The organism is Geodermatophilus sp. DF01-2 (assembly GCF_004571065.1).
Lineage (GTDB): Bacteria > Actinomycetota > Actinomycetes > Mycobacteriales > Geodermatophilaceae > Geodermatophilus.
Window position 1 is genome coordinate 1 of record NZ_SPQN01000081.1, and the last position, 19,111, is coordinate 19,111.

A 19,111-nucleotide genomic window follows, 5' to 3' on the forward strand; every position below is an offset into this window, starting at 1 on the left:
GATCTCCTCCGCCTCGACGGCGGCGCGGGCGGCGGCCTCCACCTCGGCCTTCTGCCGGTCCAGCACGGCCTGGTCGGCGGCGGCCTGTGCCTGCCGGGCCGCGGTCTCCGCGGCCTCGCGGGCGGTGCGGCTGGCCGCCAGGTCCTGGAGCGGCTGCAGGTCCTGCGTCACCTCGACCGGGCCGGACCGGGCGGTGAGCCCGAGCTCCCGGGCGACGCTGACCGTCTCCGACGGCGCGGCGTCGGCCTGTGCGGCCGGTTCCACACCGACGACGACGTTGACCAGGACGGCGCCGGCCGTGGCGACGCCCAGGTAGAGCGCGGGACGGCGGACGGCGGCGGGCGGGCGGCGGCGGGAGCGGGCGGCGCGGCCGGACGTGGTGGTGCGGGGGGCCATGGGTGCGGGGTCCTCCGAGAGCATGGGCGCGCAGCGACGCCCCGAGGGGGCACGGGAGCTGCGGCGGGTGTGCGAACAGCGGGGCTCTGCGGCCGTCCGGGCAGCGCCGGGCCGGCGCGGACGCACCGGGGAGGCGGCAGAGTGCCGGTCGAGCAGGGCTGCTCGGGTCGGTGGGCCCGCGGGCGGCGTCCGCTCCGGACGGCCGAGGGCGATCAGGTACGCAGACGCACCCGGGGCCGGCGAGGACGGGGCCGACAGGGTGGTGCAGCGGTACAGGGGCGCGCCATCCGGCGGCTCTCCGTTCTCCCGATGGCCGCCTACCGAGTTAGCTGACGGGTTCGGGCGGGAAGCAGCCCTCCCCACTCCGGACGGTGTGTCCGGAGTGGGGTTCACCCCAGTACTGCGGCGGGTCCCCGGCTCGCCCGGAGGGCGACTCGGCGGCGTCCGCTCGGCTTCCCCGATGGGGACGTGACGACCGACCGGACCCGGCCACCGTAGACGCGTTATGAAGTCGTGACAATCCGTCGCCGCAGATTCGTCAGGTGACCCGCGTCGCTGCCCGGCCCACGCCGAGCGCTCCCCCGGCCTCCGCTCGACGCAGGGGTCACCCCGGACAGGCGGCGGACGCCCACCCGCATCCGGCCGTGGTCGCGTGTGCGCAGGCACCGCGTCGCCCCTCGGGCACCGACCGCGGTCCGGCCGAGAGATCGAGACGGTCGCCGACCGCGGTCGCCGTCCGGCCGTCAGGGCTGCGGCAGCTGTGGATAGGACAACGGGCAGCTGGGCGCCAGCGCCTCCTGGGTCTCGGGGTCGACCTCCGTGAGGAAGGTGGCGTGGAACCGGTTGATCATGTTGGACAGCCCCACGGTGAAGCAGATCTCGATGATCTGCTCCGGCGTGAAGTGTCGTGCCAGGTCGCCGTAAAGCTCGTCGTCGATGACCGCCATGCGCGTGGACCGCTGCGCGTAACGGACGATCGCCGCCTCATCGGGTTCGTACACGCCGTCCGGGAGAGGGTCGTCCCCCAGGTGCGCGAGCTTCTCTTCGGTCAGTCCCGCTGCTCGACCGAGCAGCACGTGCGTGGGGATCTAGTAGTGGCAGTCGTTGGTGACGGAGGCGGTCAGGTACGCCAGTTCCCGCTGAGCCGGCGTCATCGAGTTCTGGAAGTAGACGACGGTCCCGAACTCGACCATCTTCTGCAGGGCGCGTGGGTGATTGGCGACCGCGCGGTAGACGTTCGGATCGACACTGCGACCGCGTGCTGCGCTCACCGCCTTCAGCACCTCCCGGGCGAGCGGGTCGGCGTTCTCGTCGTCAGAGCTCACGAGCGGCAGACGTGACATGCGGGCCAACGTAGCCGGAGGTGACGCGGGTCACCGACCGGACCTGCTCGTGGCCGGTCGAGTGGCCGCGGTCCCCGTCGCCTGCCGCGGCCCGTGCCGATCGTTGTCCGGATCACACCCGGCCGACTAACCTGACGAGATCGTCAAGTTCGACCGCGGCCCCGGTTGGGCGTCGCCTCCGTCAGGAGTACGCATGCGCTTCACCGACGAGCACCACGCCTTCCGCAAGGTCGTCCGGGGCGTCGTGGAGCGGGAGATCGCCCCCTTCGTCGACGACTGGGAACGTGCCGGCACCTTCCCCGCCCACGAGCTGTTCCCCAAGCTGGGCGCGCTGGGCCTGCTCGGCCTCGAGTACGACCCCGAGTACGGCGGCCAGGGAGCCGACCACCTGTTCACCGTGGTGCTCTGCGAGGAGCTGCACCGCGCCGGCGCGGCCGGCATCCCCATGGCCATCGGCGTGCAGACCATGATGGCCACCCCGTCGCTGCACGAGTTCGGCAGCGAGGAGCTCAAGCGCCGGTACCTCGAGCCGGCGATCCTCGGCACGCAGGTCTGCTCGATCGCGGTGACCGAACCGGGCGCAGGCTCCGACGTCGCCGGGCTGCGCACCCGGGCGGTGCGCGACGGGGACGAGTGGGTCGTCAACGGCAGCAAGCTCTACATCACCAACGGCACCCAGTCGGACTGGCTGTGCCTGCTCGCCCGCACCTCCGACGAGGGCGGCTACCGCGGGATGAGCCAGATCATCGTGCCGACCGACACCCCGGGCTTCACCGTCTCCCGGAAGCTGGACAAGCTCGGCAACCGCTCCTCCGACACCGCCGAACTGTTCTTCGAGGACGTCCGCGTGCCGGTCTCGAACACGATCGGCGAGATCGGGCGCGGCTTCCAGCAGCAGATGGCGCAGTTCGTCGTCGAGCGCATGTTCGCCGCGTACGGCGCCGTCGGCAGCTGCCGCTGGGCCCTGCAGCGCACCCGTGACCACCTCCGGCAGCGCCAGGTCTTCGGCCAGCCGCTGATCGCCAGCCAGTACGTCGCGTTCCGGCTGGCCGAGCTCGCCGCCCAGGTGGACCTCCTGGAATCGCACAACTACGCCTGCGCCGCGGCCTACATGGACGGCGAGGACACCACCCGCAAGGCGACCGTCGCCAAGCTGACCGCCGGCCGGCTGCTGCGCGAGGTCGCCGACACCTGCCTGCAGTTCCACGGCGGCATGGGCTACATGGAGGAGAACTGGACCTCGCGGTTCTTCCGCGACACCCGGTTGGCCTCGATCGGCGGCGGGGCCGACGAGGTGATGCTGCAGGTGCTGGCCCGGATGGACGGGTTCACGGCATGAGCGAGCGTGCGAGCCCGCCCATGAGCGCAGCCGCCTCGCGAACGCGGCCGACGCACGCCGGCGAGGCGGACTCGTGAGCGCCGCCGCGCTGCTGCAGACCCTGGTCGACGACCTGGACGCCGAGGCCGCCGACCTCGACGCACGGGTGGCCCCGCTGGACGGCGCCGCGTGGCTCACCCCGACGCCGGCGGCCGGCTGGGACATCCGCGACACCGTCAACCACCTGCGGTTCTTCGACCGCGACGCGCTGCTGGCCGTCACCGACCCGGCCGGCTTCACCGTGATGGTGACCGGCCTGGGCGCCGACGCCGGGGGCTACGTCGACCGGCTGACCGAGGAGGGCCGCGCGGATCCTCCCGCCGCGGTGCTCGCCGCCTGGCGGGCCGGCCGCGAGGCGCTGGCCGGGGCGCTGCGTGCCCTCGAGCCCGGCGTGCGGGTGCCGTGGTTCGGCCCGCCGATGAGCCCGGCCTCGTTCGTCACCGCCCGGCTGATGGAGACCTGGGCGCACGGGCAGGACGTGGTCGACGCGCTCGGCCAGGACCGCCCCGCGACCCGCCGGCTGTGCTCGGTCGCCGAGATCGGCGTCCGGGCGCGCCCGTTCTCCTACGCCGTCCGCGGCATGGCCGTTCCCGAGCAACCGGTGCGGGTCGAGCTGACCGGTCCGGACGGCGAGCTGTGGACCTGGGGCACGGAGGATGCGGACGACGTCGGCGACGTGGTCCAGGGACCGGCCCTGGACTTCTGCCTGCTGGTCACCCAGCGCCGGCACCGCGACGACCTCTCCCTCGAGGTGACCGGCCCCGCCGCCGAGGAGTGGATGGGGATCGCGCAGGCCTTCGCCGGACCGCCGGGGACCGGCCGGGAACCGTTGCGCGGGGCGGCCCCGTGACCGAGCTCGTGAGGTCACGCATGGATACGGCACCGCTGCGGATCGCCAACGTCTCCGGCTTCTACGGCGACCGGCACAGCGCCATGCGCGAGATGCTGGACGGCGGTGAGATCGACGTCCTCACCGGCGACTACCTGGCCGAGCTGACCATGCTCATCCTCGGCCGGCAGAAGCAGGAGGACCCGTCGGCGGGCTACGCGCGCAGCTTCCTCTCCCAGCTCGAGGACTGCCTGGGCACCGCCCTGGAGCGCGGCGTCCGGATCGTCAGCAACGCCGGCGGGCTCAACCCGCAGGGCCTGGCCGCGGCCGTCACCGAGCTCGGCCGGCGGCTCCGCCTGCCGGTGCGGGTGGCAACGGTGAGCGGCGACGACCTGCTCCCGCGGCTGGCCGATCTGCGCTCGCGCGGCCTGCTGCGGGCCGGGGACACCCCGCCCGGCGACCGCGACGTCACCGACGCGCTCACCGCCAACGCCTACCTCGGCTGCCGGGGCATCGTCCGCGCGCTGGAGGCCGGCGCCGACGTCGTCGTGACCGGCCGGGTCACCGACGCGAGCCTCGTCGTCGGGCCGGCCGCCTGGCACCACGGCTGGGGCCCCGGCGACCTCGACGCCCTGGCCGGGGCCACCGTCGCCGGCCACGTGCTCGAGTGCGGGGCACAGGCCACCGGCGGCAACTTCAGCTTCTTCGCCGAGCTGTGCGACGCCGACCCCGCCGTGCTCGACCACGTCGGCTTCCCGCTCGCCGAGGTCGCCGCGGACGGTGCGGCGGTGATCACCAAGCACCCCGGCACCGGTGGCGCCGTGACCGTCGGGACGGTCACCGAGCAGTTGCTCTACGAGCTGACCGGCAGCCGCTACGGCGGGCCCGACGTCGTGACCCGGTTCGACGCGCTGAGCCTGGAGCAGGCAGGTCCCGACCGCGTGGCGATCTCCGGCGCCCGGGGCCTGCCCGCCGCCGAGTGGCTCAAGGTGGCGGTCAACCGCCTCGGCGGCTTCCGCAACTCCATGACGCTCCCGCTGACCGGCCTCGACATCGAGCGCAAGGCAGAGCTGCTGCGCCGCCAGCTCGCCCCGGCCCTCGTCGCGCAGGACGTGACGGTCACCCTGGCCCGCACCGACCGCGCCGACGCCGACACGCAGGAGGAGGCCGCCGCCCTCCTGCACCTCACGGTCAAGGACCCCGACCGTCGGCGCGTCGGCAAGGCGTTCACCGCGCCGGTCATCGAGCTGGGGCTGGCCAGCATCCCCGGCTTCCACGCGACCGCCGCGCCGCCCAGCCCCTCCCCCTACGGCGTCTACTCAGCGGCCTGGGTGCCGGCCGCGGAGGTGCCGCAGGTGGTCGGCCTGCCCGACGGCAGCACCGAGCGTCTCCCCGCCCCCGCCGCGGCAGCCGAGGCACCCGCCGGACCGGAGCCGGTCGCGCCGCCGCCGTGGACCGACGACGGCCCGACCCGGCGCGCACCGCTGGGCCGGGTCGCCGGCGCCCGCAGCGGCGACAAGGGCGGCGTCGCCACGCTCGGCGTCTACGCCCGCACCGACGACGGATTCGCCTGGCTGGCCGGTTTCCTCACGCCCGACCGGCTGCGCGAGCTGCTGCCCGAGGCGCGCGCGCTGCCCGTCACCCGTGAGCTGCTGCCCGGGCTGCGGGCGCTGCTGTTCCAGCTGCCCGGCCTGCTCGGCGAGGGCGTCGCCGCGGGCACCCGGTTCGACCCGCAGGCCAAGGCCGTGGGCGAGTGGCTGCGCTCCCGCGTGGTCGACGTCCCCGAGCGGCTGCTGCCCCCGGAGGTGGGCGCATGACAGTTGTCGACGAACGGGCCGCGAGCAACCGCGCGGCGATGCTGGAACGGCTGGCGGAGCTGGAGGAACAGCGCTCGCTGGCCACTCTCGGCGGCGGGGAGAGGGCGCTGGCCCGCCACCGGTCCCGCGGCAAGCTGACCGTCCGGGAGCGGATCGAGCTGCTGCTGGACCGGGACAGCCCGTTCCTCGAGCTGTCCCCCTACGCCGCGTGGGGCACCGACTTCCCCGTCGGCGCCAGCGTCGTCACCGGCATCGGCGTCGTGGAGGGCGTCGAGGTGATGATCTCGGCGAACGACCCGACGGTGCGCGGCGGCACCTCCAACCCCTACACGCTGCGCAAGTCCGGCCGGGCGCACGACATCGCCGAGACCAACCGGCTGCCGTTCATCAGCCTCGTCGAGTCCGGTGGCGCCGACCTGCCCACCCAGTCGGAGATCTTCATCCCCGGCGGCCGGGGCTTCCGCAACCTCACCCGGCTCTCCGCCCAGGGCATCCCGACGGTCGCGCTGGTCTTCGGCAACAGCACCGCGGGCGGCGCCTACGTCCCCGGCATGAGCGACCACGTCGTGATGATCGAGGGCCGGAGCAAGGTCTTCCTGGCCGGTCCGCCGCTGGTGAAGATGGCCACCGGCGAGGACGCCGACGACGAGTCGCTCGGCGGGGCGTCGATGCACGCCCGCGTCTCCGGCAGCGCCGACCACCTCGCCGTCGACGAGGTCGACGCGATCCGGCTGGGCCGGCGGATCGTGCGCAACCTCAACTGGCGCAAGCAGGGGCCGGGCCCGTCGCGGCCGGCCGATCCGCCCCTGCACGACCCCGAGGAACTGCTCGACCTCGCGCCGGCCGACCTCCGGCAGCCGCTGGACCCACGGGACGTCCTCGCGCGGATCGTCGACGGCAGCCGCTTCGACGAGCACAAGCCGCTCTACGGCACCTCGCTGGTGACCGGCTGGGCCAGCGTCCACGGCCATCCGATCGGCGTGCTGGCCAACGCCCGCGGCGTGCTGTTCCGGCAGGACGCCGAGAAGGCGGCCCAGTTCATCCAGCTGGCCAACCAGACCGACACTCCCCTGCTGTTCCTGCAGAACACCACCGGCTACATGGTCGGCGCCGAGTACGAGCAGGACGGCATCATCAAGGCCGGCTCCCAGATGATCAACGCGGTGGCCAACAGCACCGTCCCGGCGATCACGGTGAACATCGGCGCCTCCTACGGCGCCGGCAACTACGGCATGTGCGGGCGGGCCTACGACCCCCGCTTCCTGTTCACCTGGCCCAACGCCAAGAGCGCGGTGATGGGGCCGGCGCAGCTGGCCGGCGTCCTGGACATCGTCGGCCGGGCCAGCGCGCAGGCCCGCGGCCGGGACTACGACGAGGAGGCGGCGGCCGCGATGCGCGCCGCCGTGGAGCAGCAGATCGAGGCGGAGTCCCTGGCGCTGTTCCTGTCCGGGCGGCTCTACGACGACGGCATCATCGACCCGCGGGACACCCGGACGGTCCTCGGCCTGGCCCTGTCGGTCATCCACAACGCGCCCATCCGAGGGGTGCACGACGGATGGGGGGTGTTCCGGCTTTGACCACTACCTCCCGCACCCTCTCCTGCGTCCTCGTCGCCAACCGCGGGGAGATCGCCCGCCGCGTGTTCCGCACCGCGCGGGCCATGGGGCTGCGCACGGTCGCCGTGTACTCGGATGCGGACGCCTCGGCACCGTTCGTCCGGGAGGCCGACGTCGCGGTGCGGCTGCCCGGGAGCACGCCGGCCGAGACCTACCTGCGCGCCGACCTCGTGGTGGCCGCGGCCGAGCGCGCGGGCGCCGACTGCGTCCACCCCGGTTACGGCTTCCTGTCGGAGAACGCCGACTTCGCGCGGGCCGTGGAGGCGGCGGGGCTGGTGTTCGTCGGGCCGGACCCCGGCGCCATCGAGGCCATGGGCAGCAAGCTGGCCGCCAAGGAGCTCATGGACCGCTCCGGCGTGCCGATCCTGCCCAGCGTCGACGCCACCGGCCTGTCCGGCGACGCCCTGGCGGAGGCCGCGGACACGGTGGGCTTCCCGCTGCTGGTCAAGGCGTCCTTCGGCGGCGGCGGCCGCGGGATGCGTGCGGTCCACGACCCTGCCGACCTGGTCGAGGCCGTGCAGGGCGCCGCCCGGGAGGCCGTCTCCGCGTTCGGCGACGGCACGGTCTTCCTCGAGCGACTGCTGGAGCGTCCGCGGCACGTCGAGGTGCAGGTGTTCGGCGACCGGCACGGCACCACCGTGGCGCTCTTCGAGCGGGAGTGCTCCATCCAGCGGCGACACCAGAAGGTGGTCGAGGAGGCGCCGTCCCCCGCCGTCGGCCCGGAGCTGCGGGACCGGCTGCAGGAGGCCGCGGTGGCCGCCGCCCGGGCCATCGACTACGTCGGCGCCGGCACGGTCGAGTTCCTCCTGGACGAGAACGGGGACTTCTTCTTCCTGGAGATGAACACCCGGCTGCAGGTGGAGCACCCGGTGACCGAGGCGGTGACCGGCCTGGACCTGGTCCGGCTGCAGTTCGACGTCGCGGCCGGCCGCCGGTTGCCGTCGGAGGCCCGCTCCCCCACCCTGCGCGGGTCGGCGATCGAGGTCCGGCTCTACGCCGAGGACCCGGCCCGCGCCTGGCTGCCGCAGTCGGGACGTCTGGCCGACTTCGCGATCGCGGCGGACGCCGAGTTCCGGACGCCGTCGGGCCCGGGGATCCGACTGGACAGCGGCGTCGTCGCCGGCGACGAGGTCGGCGTGCACTACGACCCGATGCTCGCCAAGGTCATCGCCTGGGCCCCCGAGCGGTCCTCGGCGGCGCTGGCCCTGGCCGGCGCGCTGAGCCGGGCCCGGCTGCACGGCCTGGTCACCAACCGCGACCTGCTGGTGCGCGTGCTGCGCTTCCCGGCATTCCTCGCCGGCGAGACCGACACCGCTTTCCTCGACCGGCACGGGCTCGGCACCCTCGCCGCGCCGCTGGTCGACGAGGCAGGCCTGCGGCGGCACGCGGTGGTGGCCGCGCTCGCCGGCGCGGCCCTGCGGCGGTCGGCGGCGCCGGTCCTGGCCGGCCTGCCGTCCGGCTGGCGCAACAACCCGACGGGCCCGCAGACGACGGTGTTCGACGTCGGCACCGTGCACTACCGGCTGGACCGGACCGGCCTGACCGCCGACGTGGACGGCGAACCGGTGCAGCTGAGCCTCCTGGCCACCGAGGTCCGGCCGGTCGGACCGGGCGAAGCCGGCCGTTCCTGCCGCCTGGACGTCGAGGCCGACGGGCTGCGCAGCAGCTACGAGGTGCGGGTCGACGGCGACCGCTGCTACGTCGACGGTCCCGAGGGGGCGAGCACGCTGGTCGAGCAGCCGCGCTTCCCGGATCCGGCAGCCGCGGTGCAGCCGGGCTCGCTGACCGCCGCCATGCCCGGCGCGGTGACCCGGGTGGCGGTGGCCGAGAACGAGCGGGTGAGCGCCGGGCAGCTGGTGCTCGTCCTCGAGGCCATGAAGATGGAGCACCCCGTGCTGGCACCGGGCGACGGCGTGGTGCAGGCCCTGCACGTGGCGGTGGGCCAGCAGGTGGAGACCGGCGCGGTGCTCGCCGTCGTCAGTGATACCGAGACCGAAGGGAACCACGATGCGTCCTGACCTGTCCGGGATCGATCCCCTGGACCTGAACCTGGCCACCCGGTTCACCGTCGGGGACCTGCTCACCCGTACCAGGCAGCTGTTCCCCGACCGGACGGCGATCGTCGACGGCGAGGAGGAGATCGGCTACGGCCGGCTGGACGACGCAGCGGAGGCGTTCGGCCGCGGCCTGCTCGACTCCGGCGTGCAGCGGCAGGAGCCGGTGGCCTTCCTGCTCGGCAACTCCTGGCGGTTCGCCGCCAGCTTCTTCGGCTGCGCCAAAGCCGGGCTGGTCGCCCTCCCGGTCAACCTGCTGCTCGCCCCCGACGACATCGCCTGGATCCTGGCCGACTCCGGCACCCGCACGGTCGTCGCCGACCCGGCCTTCGTTCCGCTGCTCGAGGCCGTCCTGCCGGGGCTGCCCGCCGTCACAACGGTGGTGCTGACCGGCGACGAGCCGCCGGCCTCGGTCGCCGGCCGGGAGGTGCTGCGCTGGGACGACGTCGCCACCGACCCGACCCCGGTCGAGGTGCTGGTCGAGGACCGCGACACGCTGCACTGCCTCTACACCTCCGGCACCACCGCCCGGCCTAAGGGTGTCCTGACCAACCATCTGGCCGTCTACGTCGGCGTGCTGAGCAACGCGCTGCAGGTGGGGCATCGCCGCGGCGACGAGTTCTCGGTCCTGCCGATCGTGCTGCCGCTGTTCCACACCACCGCGCTGGACACGCTGCTGCTGCCCATCCTGCTCACCGGCGGTACGGCGGTCCTGCCCGGCGGCTTCGAGCCGGAGGGCTTCCTCGAGCTGGTCGAGCGCCGCTCGGCCACCCACCTCATGCTGCTGCCGATGATGTACGGCGCGCTGCTGGCCTCCCCGGGGACCAGGAGCCGGGACCTCTCCTCCGTGCGGCTGTGCATCTACGCGATGGCACCGATGCCGCAGGAGCGGATCAGCCAGATCGCCGCCGCCTTCCCCAACGCACGGGTGCTGCTGGGCTCGGGCCAGACGGAGTGCGTGCCGGCGACGGTGTTCCAGTGGCCCTCCCACCAGGAGACCAAGGCCGCGTCGTGGGGACCGTCGGCGGTCACGGTGGACACGCGGATCATGGACCCGTCCGGGCAGCTGCTGCCGCCGGGCGAGACCGGGGAGATCGTCTACCGGGGCCCGCACGTGATGAGCGGCTACTGGAACAACCCGGCGGCCAACACCGCCGCGTTCGCGCACGGCTGGTTCCACAGCGGCGACGTCGGCCACCTCGACGACGAGGGCGTCGTCTGGTTCACCGACCGGGTCAAGGACATGGTCAAGTCCGGCGGCGAGAACGTCTCGTCGGTGGAGGTCGAGCGGGTGCTGCTGAGCTCCCCGGAGATCACCGAGGCCGCGGTCATCGGGGTGCCCGACGACCGGTGGGGCGAGGCGGTCACCGGGGTCGTGGTGCCGGCCGACCCCGACGTCGACCCGGCGGCGCTGGCCGAGCGGCTGCTGGTCCACTGCCGGGCGCAGCTCGCCGGCTTCCAGGTGCCCAAGCGGATCGAGGTGCGCACCGGACTGCCGAAGACCGCCACCGGCAAGATCCAGAAGGCGGACCTCCGCGAGCAGTTCCGTGGCTGACCCGCCGCTCGTCCGGCTCGAGCGGCGCGGTCCGGCCGCCGTCGTCACCCTCGACTCGCCGGCCAACCGCAACGCGCTCTCCGCCGCGCTGCTCGAACGACTGCACGCCGCGCTGGCCGGCGCCATGGCCGACGACGGCGTGCGCGTCGTCGTCCTGACCGGCGCGGGCCCCGTCTTCTGCTCCGGCGCCGACCTGAAGGAGCAGCGGGCCGGCGGAGGTCCCGGCGCGGTCGGGCTGCCGGAGGTCCTCACGCTGCTCGTGGAGGGGCCGAAGCCGGTGGTCGCCCGCGTCAACGGCGCCGCCCGCGCCGGCGGCCTCGGGCTGATCGCCGCCTGCGACCTCGCCGTCGGGCCGGCGACGGCGACGTTCGGCTTCAGCGAGGTGCGCATCGGCGTCACGCCCGCGATCATCGCCGTCCCCTGCCTGCGGCGGATGGACCTCCGAGCCGCACGGGAGCTGTTCCTCACCGGGGAGCCCTTCGACGGCGCCCGCGCCCAACGGGCCGGCCTGCTCGACCGAGCGGTCGCCGAGGACGAGCTCGACGCCACCGTCGACGCGCTGGTCGCGCAGCTGAGCAGGGGAGCGCCCGGAGCCCTCGCCGTCACCAGACGACTGCTGCGCGACCTGCCGGGCCCCGACCTGCAGGACGACCTCCGCCGGATGGCGGCGGTCTCGGCGGAACGGTTCGGCTCGGCGGAGGCCCGCGAGGGCATCGCCGCACTGCTGGAGAAGCGACCGCCGGCCTGGGCGCCGCGGGAGTGAGCTCAGGCCGGGCGCTGCGGGGTGCTCTCCGGCCAGGCCGACCGGGGCAGGCCGATCGCGCCGGCCCACAGCCGGGTGAGGACGGCGACCGCGGCGTCCTCGTCGAGGTCCTCGACCGGGTCCTGCCACAGGTGCGCGAAGGACTCCACCATCGCGCCCAGCGCGCTGGCCGTCGGGCGGGGCGGCAGGGCGGGATCGGCCAGCCCCTCCTCCTGGAGCCGCACCAGGCCCTCCATCCCGCGCTGCACGAAGGACTCCCGGACGTCGACCCGCAGCCGGCGGAACTCCTCGCGGGTGTCGGCCAGCGAGTCGAGCACCCGCAGGATCCGCGCGTGCCGGGTGACCGCGGTCAGGTAGAGCCGGTTGGCCGCCTCGATCCGCGCGTAGGCAGCGTCGGCCGGCAGCCGGCTGCCGACGGCGCTGGCCGCGAAGATGTCCTCGACGACGACGGCGACGATCGCCCGCAGCAGCGACTCCTTCGAGTCGAACCACGTGTAGAACGTGCCGTGCGAGACGCCCGCCCGTTCGGCCACGTGGTCGATCCGGACGTCGGCGAACCCCCGCTCCTCGAACAGCTCCTGCCCTGCCTGCACCAGGGCGGCACGGGTGCGCCGGCCCCGGTCGGTGACCGGCGCCGCCTCCGGCTGGCCAGCAGCCACCGCGCACCTCCGCATCCTCTGGACGCCGGATGCTGTCACACCCGGCTCCCCGCGGACGGGTGGTCGGCGAATCCGTCGGGCCCCGTCGGTGACCAGCACCATTCGGACCGCGGCACCTGTCCGTCGACCGCCCTCGCCGCCGGCCCGGTCTCTCGTCGAGGCCCGAGCGTCGGACCCGCGGTTCCCGAGCTGCGGACGCCCGCAGCCGGTACGCGGGCACGGTCACGCCCCGGCGGCCGCGCGTGGTTCGCGGTAGGCGGGTCCGATGGTCCCGGCAGCGCGTAGGGCGTCGCTCCCGCCGCGGTCGAGGCCGAGCTCGGCGAGCACGGAGCCGGGGTGCTCACGGAAGCCGGGGAGAACACGCATCGGCGGGTCGCAACCGGCGACCACCGCCGGCGACAGGAAGGCGGCCACCGGACCGTCGAGCGGGTCGAGCTGCCGTTCCAGCCGGTCAGGCACCGTCTGACTCCCAGCTCGTCCACGGCTCGCGGTCGAGTGGCGCCACCGTCAGTAGCTCCTCGGCAGCCCGAGCACGTGCGACCCGAGATAGTTCAGCACCATCTCCTGACTGATCGGTGCGATCCGCATGAGCCGCGCCTCGCGGAAGTAGCGGGCGACGTCGTACTCCTCGGAGTAACCCATCCCCCCGTGTGTCTGCAGCGCTCGGTCGGCAGCGTCGAAACCGGCGTCGGCACACAGGTACTTGGCGATGTTCGCCTCCCGCCCGCAGGACCTGCCCTGGTCGTAGAGCCAGGTGGCCTTGCGCAGAGCCAGTTCGGCGGCGTCCAGGCGTGCCAACGAGTCGGCGAGCGGGAACTGCAACCCCTGGTTCATGCCGATCGGCCGGCCGAAGACCTCTCGTTCCTTGCCGTACTCCACCGCCCGGTCGAGAGCGACCCGACCGATCCCCAGCGCCTCCGCGGCGATCAGCATCCGCTCCGGGTTCAGGCCGTCCAGCAGGTAGCGGAAGCCCTGCCCTTCCTCGCCGACCCGATCCTCGACCGGAACCTCCAGGTCGTCGATGAACAGCTCGTTCGACGTGACGGCGTTGCGTCCCATCTTGGGAATCGGGCGGATGTCGACGCAGTCGCGGTTCAGGTCCGTGAGGAAGAGCGTCATGCCGTCGGTCTTCTTGCCGACCTCGTCAGGTCTGGTCGTGCGGGTCAGCAACAGAATCTTCTCGGACTCCATCGCCTTGGAGATCCACACCTTGCGACCGTTGACCACGTAGCGGTCGCCGTCGCGCCTGGCGAACGTCGTGATCGCGGACGTGTCCAGACCGGCACCGGGCTCGGTGACCCCGAAGCAGACGTGCAGGTCGCCGGTCGCGATGCGCGGCAGCGTCCGCTCCTTGAGCGCGTCCGAGCCGTGGAGGACCACGGGGTGCATGCCGAAGATCGACATGTGGATCGCGCTGGCTGCGTTCATGCCACCGCCCGAGCGGGCGACCTCCTCGAGGAGCAGCGTGGCCTCCGTGATGCCGAGGCCGTGGCCCCCGTACCCCTCGGGAATCGTCATCCCGAGCCACCCGCCACCGGCGATCGCCTCGTAGAACTCGTGCGGGAACTCGTGGGCGTGGTCCTTGCGCCGCCAGTACTCGTCGTCGAACCTGCGCATCAGCTCGGCGACGCCCGCCTTGATCGCGGATTGATCCGTGGTCAGCTCGAAGTCCACGGCGGGACCTCCTTCGACGTGCCCACGACCGTACTGAAGGTCGGACCCGGTCGCAGAGACGCCGGCCGGTGGTGCGAACCGTCTCGGCGGCCACGTGGCCAGGGCCGGTGGGCACCGGGCGCTCGCGGCCCGGTAGTTGACGGGTCCGTCAGGTCTGGTCGAGGATCGGTGACCTGCGCCACTCCCGCCTCGTCCGGTGCCGAATCGCCACCGGCCCGGCCGCGCGTCCAGCAGCGACGTCAGGAGGATCCATGGACAGGGGCATCGGCAGTTGGCCCACCAAGCGCGCGTTCCTCTCCGGAGACCGCACGGCACTGATCGCCGGACAGCGCCGCCTCACCTACGTCGAGCTGGACCGGCGCACCGACCAGCTGGCCCGGGCCCTGCAGGAACGCGGCGTCCGCCAGGGTGACCGGGTCGCCGGCCTGCTGCTCAACAGCCCGGCGTTCCTGGAGACGATGCTGGCCACGGCGAAGCTGGGTGCCGTCTTCGTGCCGGTGAACGTGCGGCTGGCGCCGCCGGAGGTCGCCTACCTCCTGGCCGATTCCGGTGCCGACGTCTTCGTCTGGTCCGCTCCCCTGACCCCGGTCGCGCGCGCGGCGCTGGCCGCCGACGGTGTGCGGGTCCGCACGCGGGTCCTCGTCGACGGGGAACCGGCCGACGGGGAACCGGCCGACGGGAATCCGGCCGACGGGGAGCTGGACTTCGAGCAGCTGCTGGCCAGCGGCGAGGCACGCGCACTGGGTACCGACGTCGACGGCGGCGACCTGTCCTGCCTGATGTACACCTCGGGGACGACGGGACGGCCGAAGGGCGCGATGCTCACCCACGACAACCACCTGTGGAACGCGATCAACTACCTGACCTTCGGCCGCGGCCTGCGGGAGACCGACGTGACGGTGACCGTCGCCCCGATGTTCCACATCGGCGGGCTGGGTGTGCACACGCTGCCGCTGCTGTACGTGGGCGGCACGAACGCGATCCTCCCGTCGTTCGACCCGGCGCAGACCCTCGCCGCGATGGCCCGGGAGCGGGCGACGGTGCAGTTCATGGTGCCGGCGATGTGGGCCGCCCTGATGGCGGTGCCCGACTTCGACGGCCACGACCTCTCCGCGCTGGAGCTGGCGGTCACCGGGGGCGCGCCGTGTCCGCTCCCGGTGCTGGACTTCTTCCAGGGCAAGGGGCTGCCCTTCCAGGAGGGGTTCGGCATGACCGAGACCGCGCCGCTGGTCTCGGTCCTCGACGCCGACCACGTCAAGGAGAAGGCGGGGTCGATCGGCCGGGCGGTGTTCCACGTCGAGGCCCGGATCGTCGACGAGAACGACCGGGACGTGTCCACCGACGAGGTCGGCGAGCTCGTCGTCCGGGGGCCCAACGTGTTCGCCGGGTACTGGGGCCTGCCCGAGGCGACGGCGGAGGCGTTCCGCGGCGGTTGGTTCCACACCGGCGACCTCGGGCGGATGGACGCCGAGGGCTTCGTCACGCTGGTGGACCGCAAGAAGGACATGATCATCACCGGCGGCGAGAACGTCTACCCGATCGAGGTCGAACAGGTGCTGTACCGGCACCCCGCCGTGCGCGAGGTCGCCGTCGTCGGCGTGCCCGACCCGCGCTGGGGCGAGACCCCGGTGGCCGTGGTCGCCGTGCAGGACGGCGCGCAGCCGACCGCCGAGGAGCTGCTCGGCCACGCCCGCGAACGGTTGGCGCACTTCAAGTGCCCGACCCGGGTGGAGTTCGTGCCCGGAACTGCCGCGGAACGCGACCGGCAAGGTGCTCAAGACGACGTTGCGCAAGGAGTACGGCGGTCAGGCGGAGGCCGTGCAACGGTGACCGTCGCCGCACCGACCGCCGATCCGTGGACCACTCCCGAGCGCACCGCGCTGCGCCGGCTGGCACACGGCTTCGTGGCCCGCGAGATCGCTCCCCACGTGGCCGACTGGGAGGCGGCCGGTGAGCTGCCGCGGGAGCTGCACCGCAGGGCGGCGGCGGCCGGCCTGCTCGGGGTCGCGTTCCCGGAGGAGGTCGGTGGCGGGGGCGGCGACGCCATCGACGCGGCCATCGTCACCGAGGAACTGCTCCTGGCCGGCGGGTCGACCGGGGTCGGCGCGAGCCTGTTCACCCACGGCATCGCGCTGCCGCACATCGTGGCCGACGGCTCGCCGCACCTCGTGGGCCGCTACGTCCGGCCGACCCTGGCCGGTGAGCTGATCGGCTCCCTCGGCGTCACCGAGCCCGACACCGGATCCGACGTCGCCGGGATCCGGACCCGCGCGGTGCGCGACGGCGACAGCTACGTCGTCAACGGCGCGAAGACGTTCATCACCAGCGGCGTGCGGGCCGACTTCGTCACCACCGCCGTCCGGACCGGCGGCGAAGGCCACGGCGGGGTCTCGCTCCTGGTCATCGAGAAGCGGACGCCCGGCTTCTCGGTGTCCCGCAGGCTGGACAAGATGGGCTGGCGCTGCTCGGACACCGCCGAGCTCTCCTTCGTCGACGTCCGGGTGCCGGCGGAGAACCTGGTCGGCCCCGAGAACGGCGGGTTCCTGCAGATCATGCAGCAGTTCCAGGCGGAGCGGCTGAGCCTGGCGGTGCAGGCCTATGCGACCGCGGCGCGCTGCCTCGACCTGGCGCTGGGCTGGGCGCGGCAGCGGCAGACCTTCGGCCGGCCGCTGTCCTCGCGCCAGGTCATCCGGCACAAGCTCGCCGAGATGGCCAGGCAGGTCGACGTGGCCCGCACGTACACCCGCTCGGTCATGCAGCGCTGGCTGACGGGTGAGGACGTCGTCACCGAGGTCTCGATGGCGAAGAACACGGCGGTGTACGCCTGTGACTTCGTGGTGGACGAGGCCGTGCAGATCTTCGGCGGCATGGGATACATGCGCGAGTCCGAGGTGGAGCGCCACTACCGGGACGCCCGGATCCTGGGCATCGGCGGCGGCGCCACCGAGATCATGAACGAGGTCATCGCCAAGCGGCTGGGGCTGTGACGCCGGCGGTGCATCGCTGCGGGCCCGGGCCCGGCGGCACCGCGGAGCCGTGTGTGCGCCTCCGCCTCGTCGGTCGGCAACGGGCGGTCGACGGTCACGGGGCCCCTGATCCGTCGTCCGGGGCTGTGGCCGCGGTCACCACGTCCGGGAGCCGTCCTCGCGCACCCGGACACGGACGGGGCGAGGCCGGTTGTGCCCGGCCGAGCGGGGATACCTCCACCCCGTGAGCGAGATGGACCCGAGGGACCCGAGCACCCTGTACGCCGAGGGCCCGGTCGCGCCGGAGCCACCCGAGGACGACCTGCCCGACTCCTCCCCCCTGCGCGACTCCGGTGGCACGGGGCCGGGGCCGGACGACCTCGACCAGCTGCTCTGACGGGGACGGCGTCCGGCCACCGCCGGGACACGAGCGGCCCCCGGGTTCGGCGGACCGGCGCCGCGCTCTCTCGTCTGCGGAGCGCGACAAGACGTTACGTCGCGTCATCTGTCTCGCGCCCGTGACGCCGGTCACTCCGACGGCCCGGAGAGGGGACCGGACTCGCCGTCCTGTCGACATCGTCGTCCTCTCCGGTCGGTCGGTCCGTCGAGCGGTGCGCGTCGAGCCAGTCGACGACGTCGGCCAGGACGTCGTCCTGCTCCGGCTCGTTGTGCGGCTCGTGGTAGAGGCCGTCGTAGCGGCGCACGGTGAGATCGGGCGAGCCGGCGTGCGCGCGCAGGACCTCGCTGGCCGCCGGCGGGACGAGGCGGTCGGCTCCGCCGTGCAGGACGAGCAGCGGCAGCGTCAGTGACCGCAGGCGCCGCGGCATTCCCAGCGCGGTGCTCATCAGCTCGGCACCCGTGCGGGCCGTCATCCTCCCGGTGTGGTTGAGCGGGTCGGCGCGGTAGGCGCGCACCACGTCCGGGTCCCGGCTGAGCGTGTCCGCGTCGATGGTCAGCACGCCGAGGTCGGGCAGCACCCGGGAGAGCAGCGGCGCCACCACCTTCTGCACGGCGTTCGCGCTGCTCGTGTCGAGCGCCGGCGCGGAGAGCACCGCGCCCCGGACACGGTCGTCCGGCGTCCCGGTCAGGTACTGCAGCGCGATCAGCCCGCCCAGGCTGTGGCCGTACACGAACAGCGGGACGCCGGGGTGCTGCTGCGCAGCCGACCGGACGAGCTCGTCGACGCCGCCGACGGCGGCGGGCATGCTGCCGATGTTGCCGCGCCGGCCCGGTGACCGGCCGTGGCCGGGGTGGTCGAGGGCGTGGACGGCGTAGCCGGCGCCGGCGAGCCGTTCGGCGACGTGGCGGTACCGGCCGCTGTGCTCGTGCGCGCCGTGCACCAGGACGACGGCGCCGACCGGGGCCTCGACCGTCCAGGCCTGCCGGTACTGCCCCGAGGACAGCGTGCCCTCGGTGTGTGCGGGGGCCGGGACCCCGTCGGGACGTGGCGCGGTCATCGGGCTCCTCCTGGGGGTCGTGGTCGCCTGCGCATCCTCCGGCACGCCCGCGGAAGGCCGGCGGCACATCCGGCCTGGCCGGCCCACGGTGGTGCGGTCCTCCCGCACCGGCCCGGTGACCGCCCGCCGAGCGACGGCCCTAGGTTGGACACCATGCCGACCACGTCGCCGGGGAACGCGCCCGGGGGGACGATCCGCGACCTGGGCCTGCCGGCGCGGGCCGTGACCGCGCTGACCCGTGCCGGGATCACCCGGACCGCGGACCTGGCGCTGCTCACCCGGCGGGACCTCGCCGCGATCAGCGGGCTGGGGCCGGGATCCATCGCGGCGATCCGGCGCGTCGTCCCCGAACCGCCTGCGCACCTTTCCACCGCCGCGCCCGCGCAGGAGGCCGCCGACCAGCACCTGCCCTTTCCGGCGGCCGACCGCGGAGCCGGCCCGGCCGAGGAGGAGTCGCCGGCCGCGCCGCCGATCCCGCCGTTCGACTCCCTCCGCTCGCCGCGCCGCCGGACGACGGTCGACCTGATCGTGCCGGCGACGCCTCCGCCCTCCGCCTCCGCCTCCGCCGGCGCCGGGCGGCCGCGTCCGGCCGCGGTGCCAGATC

At 73.9% G+C, this 19,111-nt stretch carries 16 protein-coding genes, 1 pseudogene and 1 riboswitch; of the genes and pseudogenes, 10 read left to right on the forward strand and 7 right to left on the reverse strand.

The window, feature by feature from the left end; translation table 11 throughout:
* From E4P41_RS17670 to E4P41_RS17680, 3 genes and pseudogenes are all read right to left on the reverse strand, one after another.
* A pseudogene (locus E4P41_RS17670) lies at nt 1–396 on the reverse strand (hypothetical protein); the annotation flags it as partial.
* 298 nt (nt 397–694) lie between these two features.
* A riboswitch (cyclic di-AMP (ydaO/yuaA leader) is annotated at nt 695–846 on the reverse strand.
* Nucleotides 847–1,139: 293 nt separating this feature from the next.
* Nucleotides 1,140–1,397, reverse strand: coding sequence for a hypothetical protein (locus tag E4P41_RS17675; protein ID WP_135142575.1), 258 nt, complete (start codon nt 1,395–1,397; stop codon nt 1,140–1,142).
* A gap of 87 nt (nt 1,398–1,484) precedes the next feature.
* Nucleotides 1,485–1,739, reverse strand: coding sequence for a carboxymuconolactone decarboxylase family protein (locus E4P41_RS17680; RefSeq protein WP_135142576.1), 255 nt, complete (start codon nt 1,737–1,739; stop codon nt 1,485–1,487).
* Nucleotides 1,740–1,932: 193 nt separating this feature from the next.
* Here E4P41_RS17680 and E4P41_RS17685 point away from each other — a divergent pair, with 193 nt between their 5' ends.
* From E4P41_RS17685 to E4P41_RS17715, 7 genes are all read left to right on the forward strand, one after another.
* Nucleotides 1,933–3,078, forward strand: coding sequence for an acyl-CoA dehydrogenase family protein (locus E4P41_RS17685; RefSeq protein WP_135142577.1), 1,146 nt, complete (start codon nt 1,933–1,935; stop codon nt 3,076–3,078).
* A gap of 73 nt (nt 3,079–3,151) precedes the next feature.
* Entirely contained in the window at nt 3,152–3,967 is an 816-nt protein-coding gene (locus E4P41_RS17690) for a TIGR03084 family metal-binding protein (RefSeq protein ID WP_135142578.1), read from the forward strand.
* A gap of 20 nt (nt 3,968–3,987) precedes the next feature.
* Nucleotides 3,988–5,763, forward strand: a complete 1,776-nt coding sequence (locus E4P41_RS17695) for an acyclic terpene utilization AtuA family protein (protein ID WP_135142579.1) — start codon at nt 3,988–3,990, stop codon at nt 5,761–5,763.
* Nucleotides 5,760–7,340: a carboxyl transferase domain-containing protein gene (locus E4P41_RS17700; protein ID WP_135142580.1), complete on the forward strand. Its 1,581-nt coding sequence runs from the start codon at nt 5,760–5,762 to the stop codon at nt 7,338–7,340. The genes E4P41_RS17695 and E4P41_RS17700 overlap by 4 nt, the downstream gene beginning before the upstream one ends.
* On the forward strand, nt 7,337–9,397 hold the full coding sequence (locus E4P41_RS17705) for a biotin carboxylase N-terminal domain-containing protein (RefSeq protein ID WP_245177452.1): 2,061 nt from the start codon (nt 7,337–7,339) through the stop codon (nt 9,395–9,397). Before E4P41_RS17700 ends, E4P41_RS17705 begins: the two co-directional genes overlap by 4 nt.
* The gene (locus E4P41_RS17710; protein WP_135142582.1) at nt 9,387–10,988 is read left to right on the forward strand and encodes an AMP-binding protein; all 1,602 of its coding nucleotides are present in this window, start codon (nt 9,387–9,389) and stop codon (nt 10,986–10,988) included. The genes E4P41_RS17705 and E4P41_RS17710 overlap by 11 nt, the downstream gene beginning before the upstream one ends.
* Entirely contained in the window at nt 10,981–11,751 is a 771-nt protein-coding gene (locus E4P41_RS17715) for an enoyl-CoA hydratase-related protein (protein WP_135142583.1), read from the forward strand. Before E4P41_RS17710 ends, E4P41_RS17715 begins: the two co-directional genes overlap by 8 nt.
* A gap of 2 nt (nt 11,752–11,753) precedes the next feature.
* Here E4P41_RS17715 and E4P41_RS17720 read toward each other — a convergent pair whose 3' ends face one another.
* From E4P41_RS17720 to E4P41_RS17730, 3 genes are all read right to left on the reverse strand, one after another.
* Nucleotides 11,754–12,410 (reverse strand): TetR/AcrR family transcriptional regulator, encoded by a 657-nt coding sequence (locus E4P41_RS17720; RefSeq protein WP_167761155.1) that lies wholly within the window; start codon nt 12,408–12,410, stop codon nt 11,754–11,756.
* 222 nt (nt 12,411–12,632) lie between these two features.
* On the reverse strand, nt 12,633–12,869 hold the full coding sequence (locus tag E4P41_RS17725; protein ID WP_135142585.1) for a hypothetical protein: 237 nt from the start codon (nt 12,867–12,869) through the stop codon (nt 12,633–12,635).
* 48 nt (nt 12,870–12,917) lie between these two features.
* Nucleotides 12,918–14,084 carry an acyl-CoA dehydrogenase family protein gene (locus E4P41_RS17730; RefSeq protein WP_135142586.1) on the reverse strand — a complete coding sequence of 389 codons (1,167 nt, stop codon included), beginning with the start codon at nt 14,082–14,084 and terminating at the stop codon, nt 12,918–12,920.
* Nucleotides 14,085–14,335: 251 nt separating this feature from the next.
* Between E4P41_RS17730 and E4P41_RS22775 the strand changes: the two genes are divergently transcribed.
* Nucleotides 14,336–17,071, forward strand: a complete 2,736-nt coding sequence (locus E4P41_RS22775; protein WP_209307781.1) for a long-chain-fatty-acid--CoA ligase — start codon at nt 14,336–14,338, stop codon at nt 17,069–17,071.
* A 223-nt stretch (nt 17,072–17,294) separates the two neighbouring features.
* Entirely contained in the window at nt 17,295–17,447 is a 153-nt protein-coding gene (locus E4P41_RS22305; protein WP_167761156.1) for a hypothetical protein, read from the forward strand.
* Nucleotides 17,448–17,541: 94 nt separating this feature from the next.
* Here the strand turns inward: E4P41_RS22305 and E4P41_RS17745 are convergent, their stop codons facing one another.
* A complete protein-coding gene (locus E4P41_RS17745; RefSeq protein ID WP_135142588.1) occupies nt 17,542–18,507 on the reverse strand; it encodes an alpha/beta hydrolase in 966 nt (321 codons plus the stop codon).
* A 153-nt stretch (nt 18,508–18,660) separates the two neighbouring features.
* On the opposite strand from E4P41_RS17745, the gene E4P41_RS17750 reads away from it, so the two are divergent.
* A partial coding sequence (locus tag E4P41_RS17750) for a DNA-directed RNA polymerase subunit alpha C-terminal domain-containing protein (protein ID WP_209307782.1) occupies nt 18,661–19,111 on the forward strand: 451 nt, incomplete at its 3' end.

Bases quoted from the DNA above. Each gene is read 5' to 3' on its own strand.
- E4P41_RS17680 (WP_135142576.1), bottom strand. From the start codon at position 1,739: ATGTCACGTCTGCCGCTCGTGAGCTCTGACGACGAGAACGCCGACCCG.
- E4P41_RS17685 (WP_135142577.1), top strand. From the start codon at position 1,933: ATGCGCTTCACCGACGAGCACCACGCCTTCCGCAAGGTCGTCCGGGGC.
- E4P41_RS17695 (WP_135142579.1), top strand. From the start codon at position 3,988: ATGGATACGGCACCGCTGCGGATCGCCAACGTCTCCGGCTTCTACGGC.
- E4P41_RS17700 (WP_135142580.1), top strand. From the start codon at position 5,760: ATGACAGTTGTCGACGAACGGGCCGCGAGCAACCGCGCGGCGATGCTG.
- E4P41_RS17710 (WP_135142582.1), top strand. From the start codon at position 9,387: ATGCGTCCTGACCTGTCCGGGATCGATCCCCTGGACCTGAACCTGGCC.
- E4P41_RS22775 (WP_209307781.1), top strand. From the start codon at position 14,336: ATGGACAGGGGCATCGGCAGTTGGCCCACCAAGCGCGCGTTCCTCTCC.
- E4P41_RS17745 (WP_135142588.1), bottom strand. From the start codon at position 18,507: ATGACCGCGCCACGTCCCGACGGGGTCCCGGCCCCCGCACACACCGAG.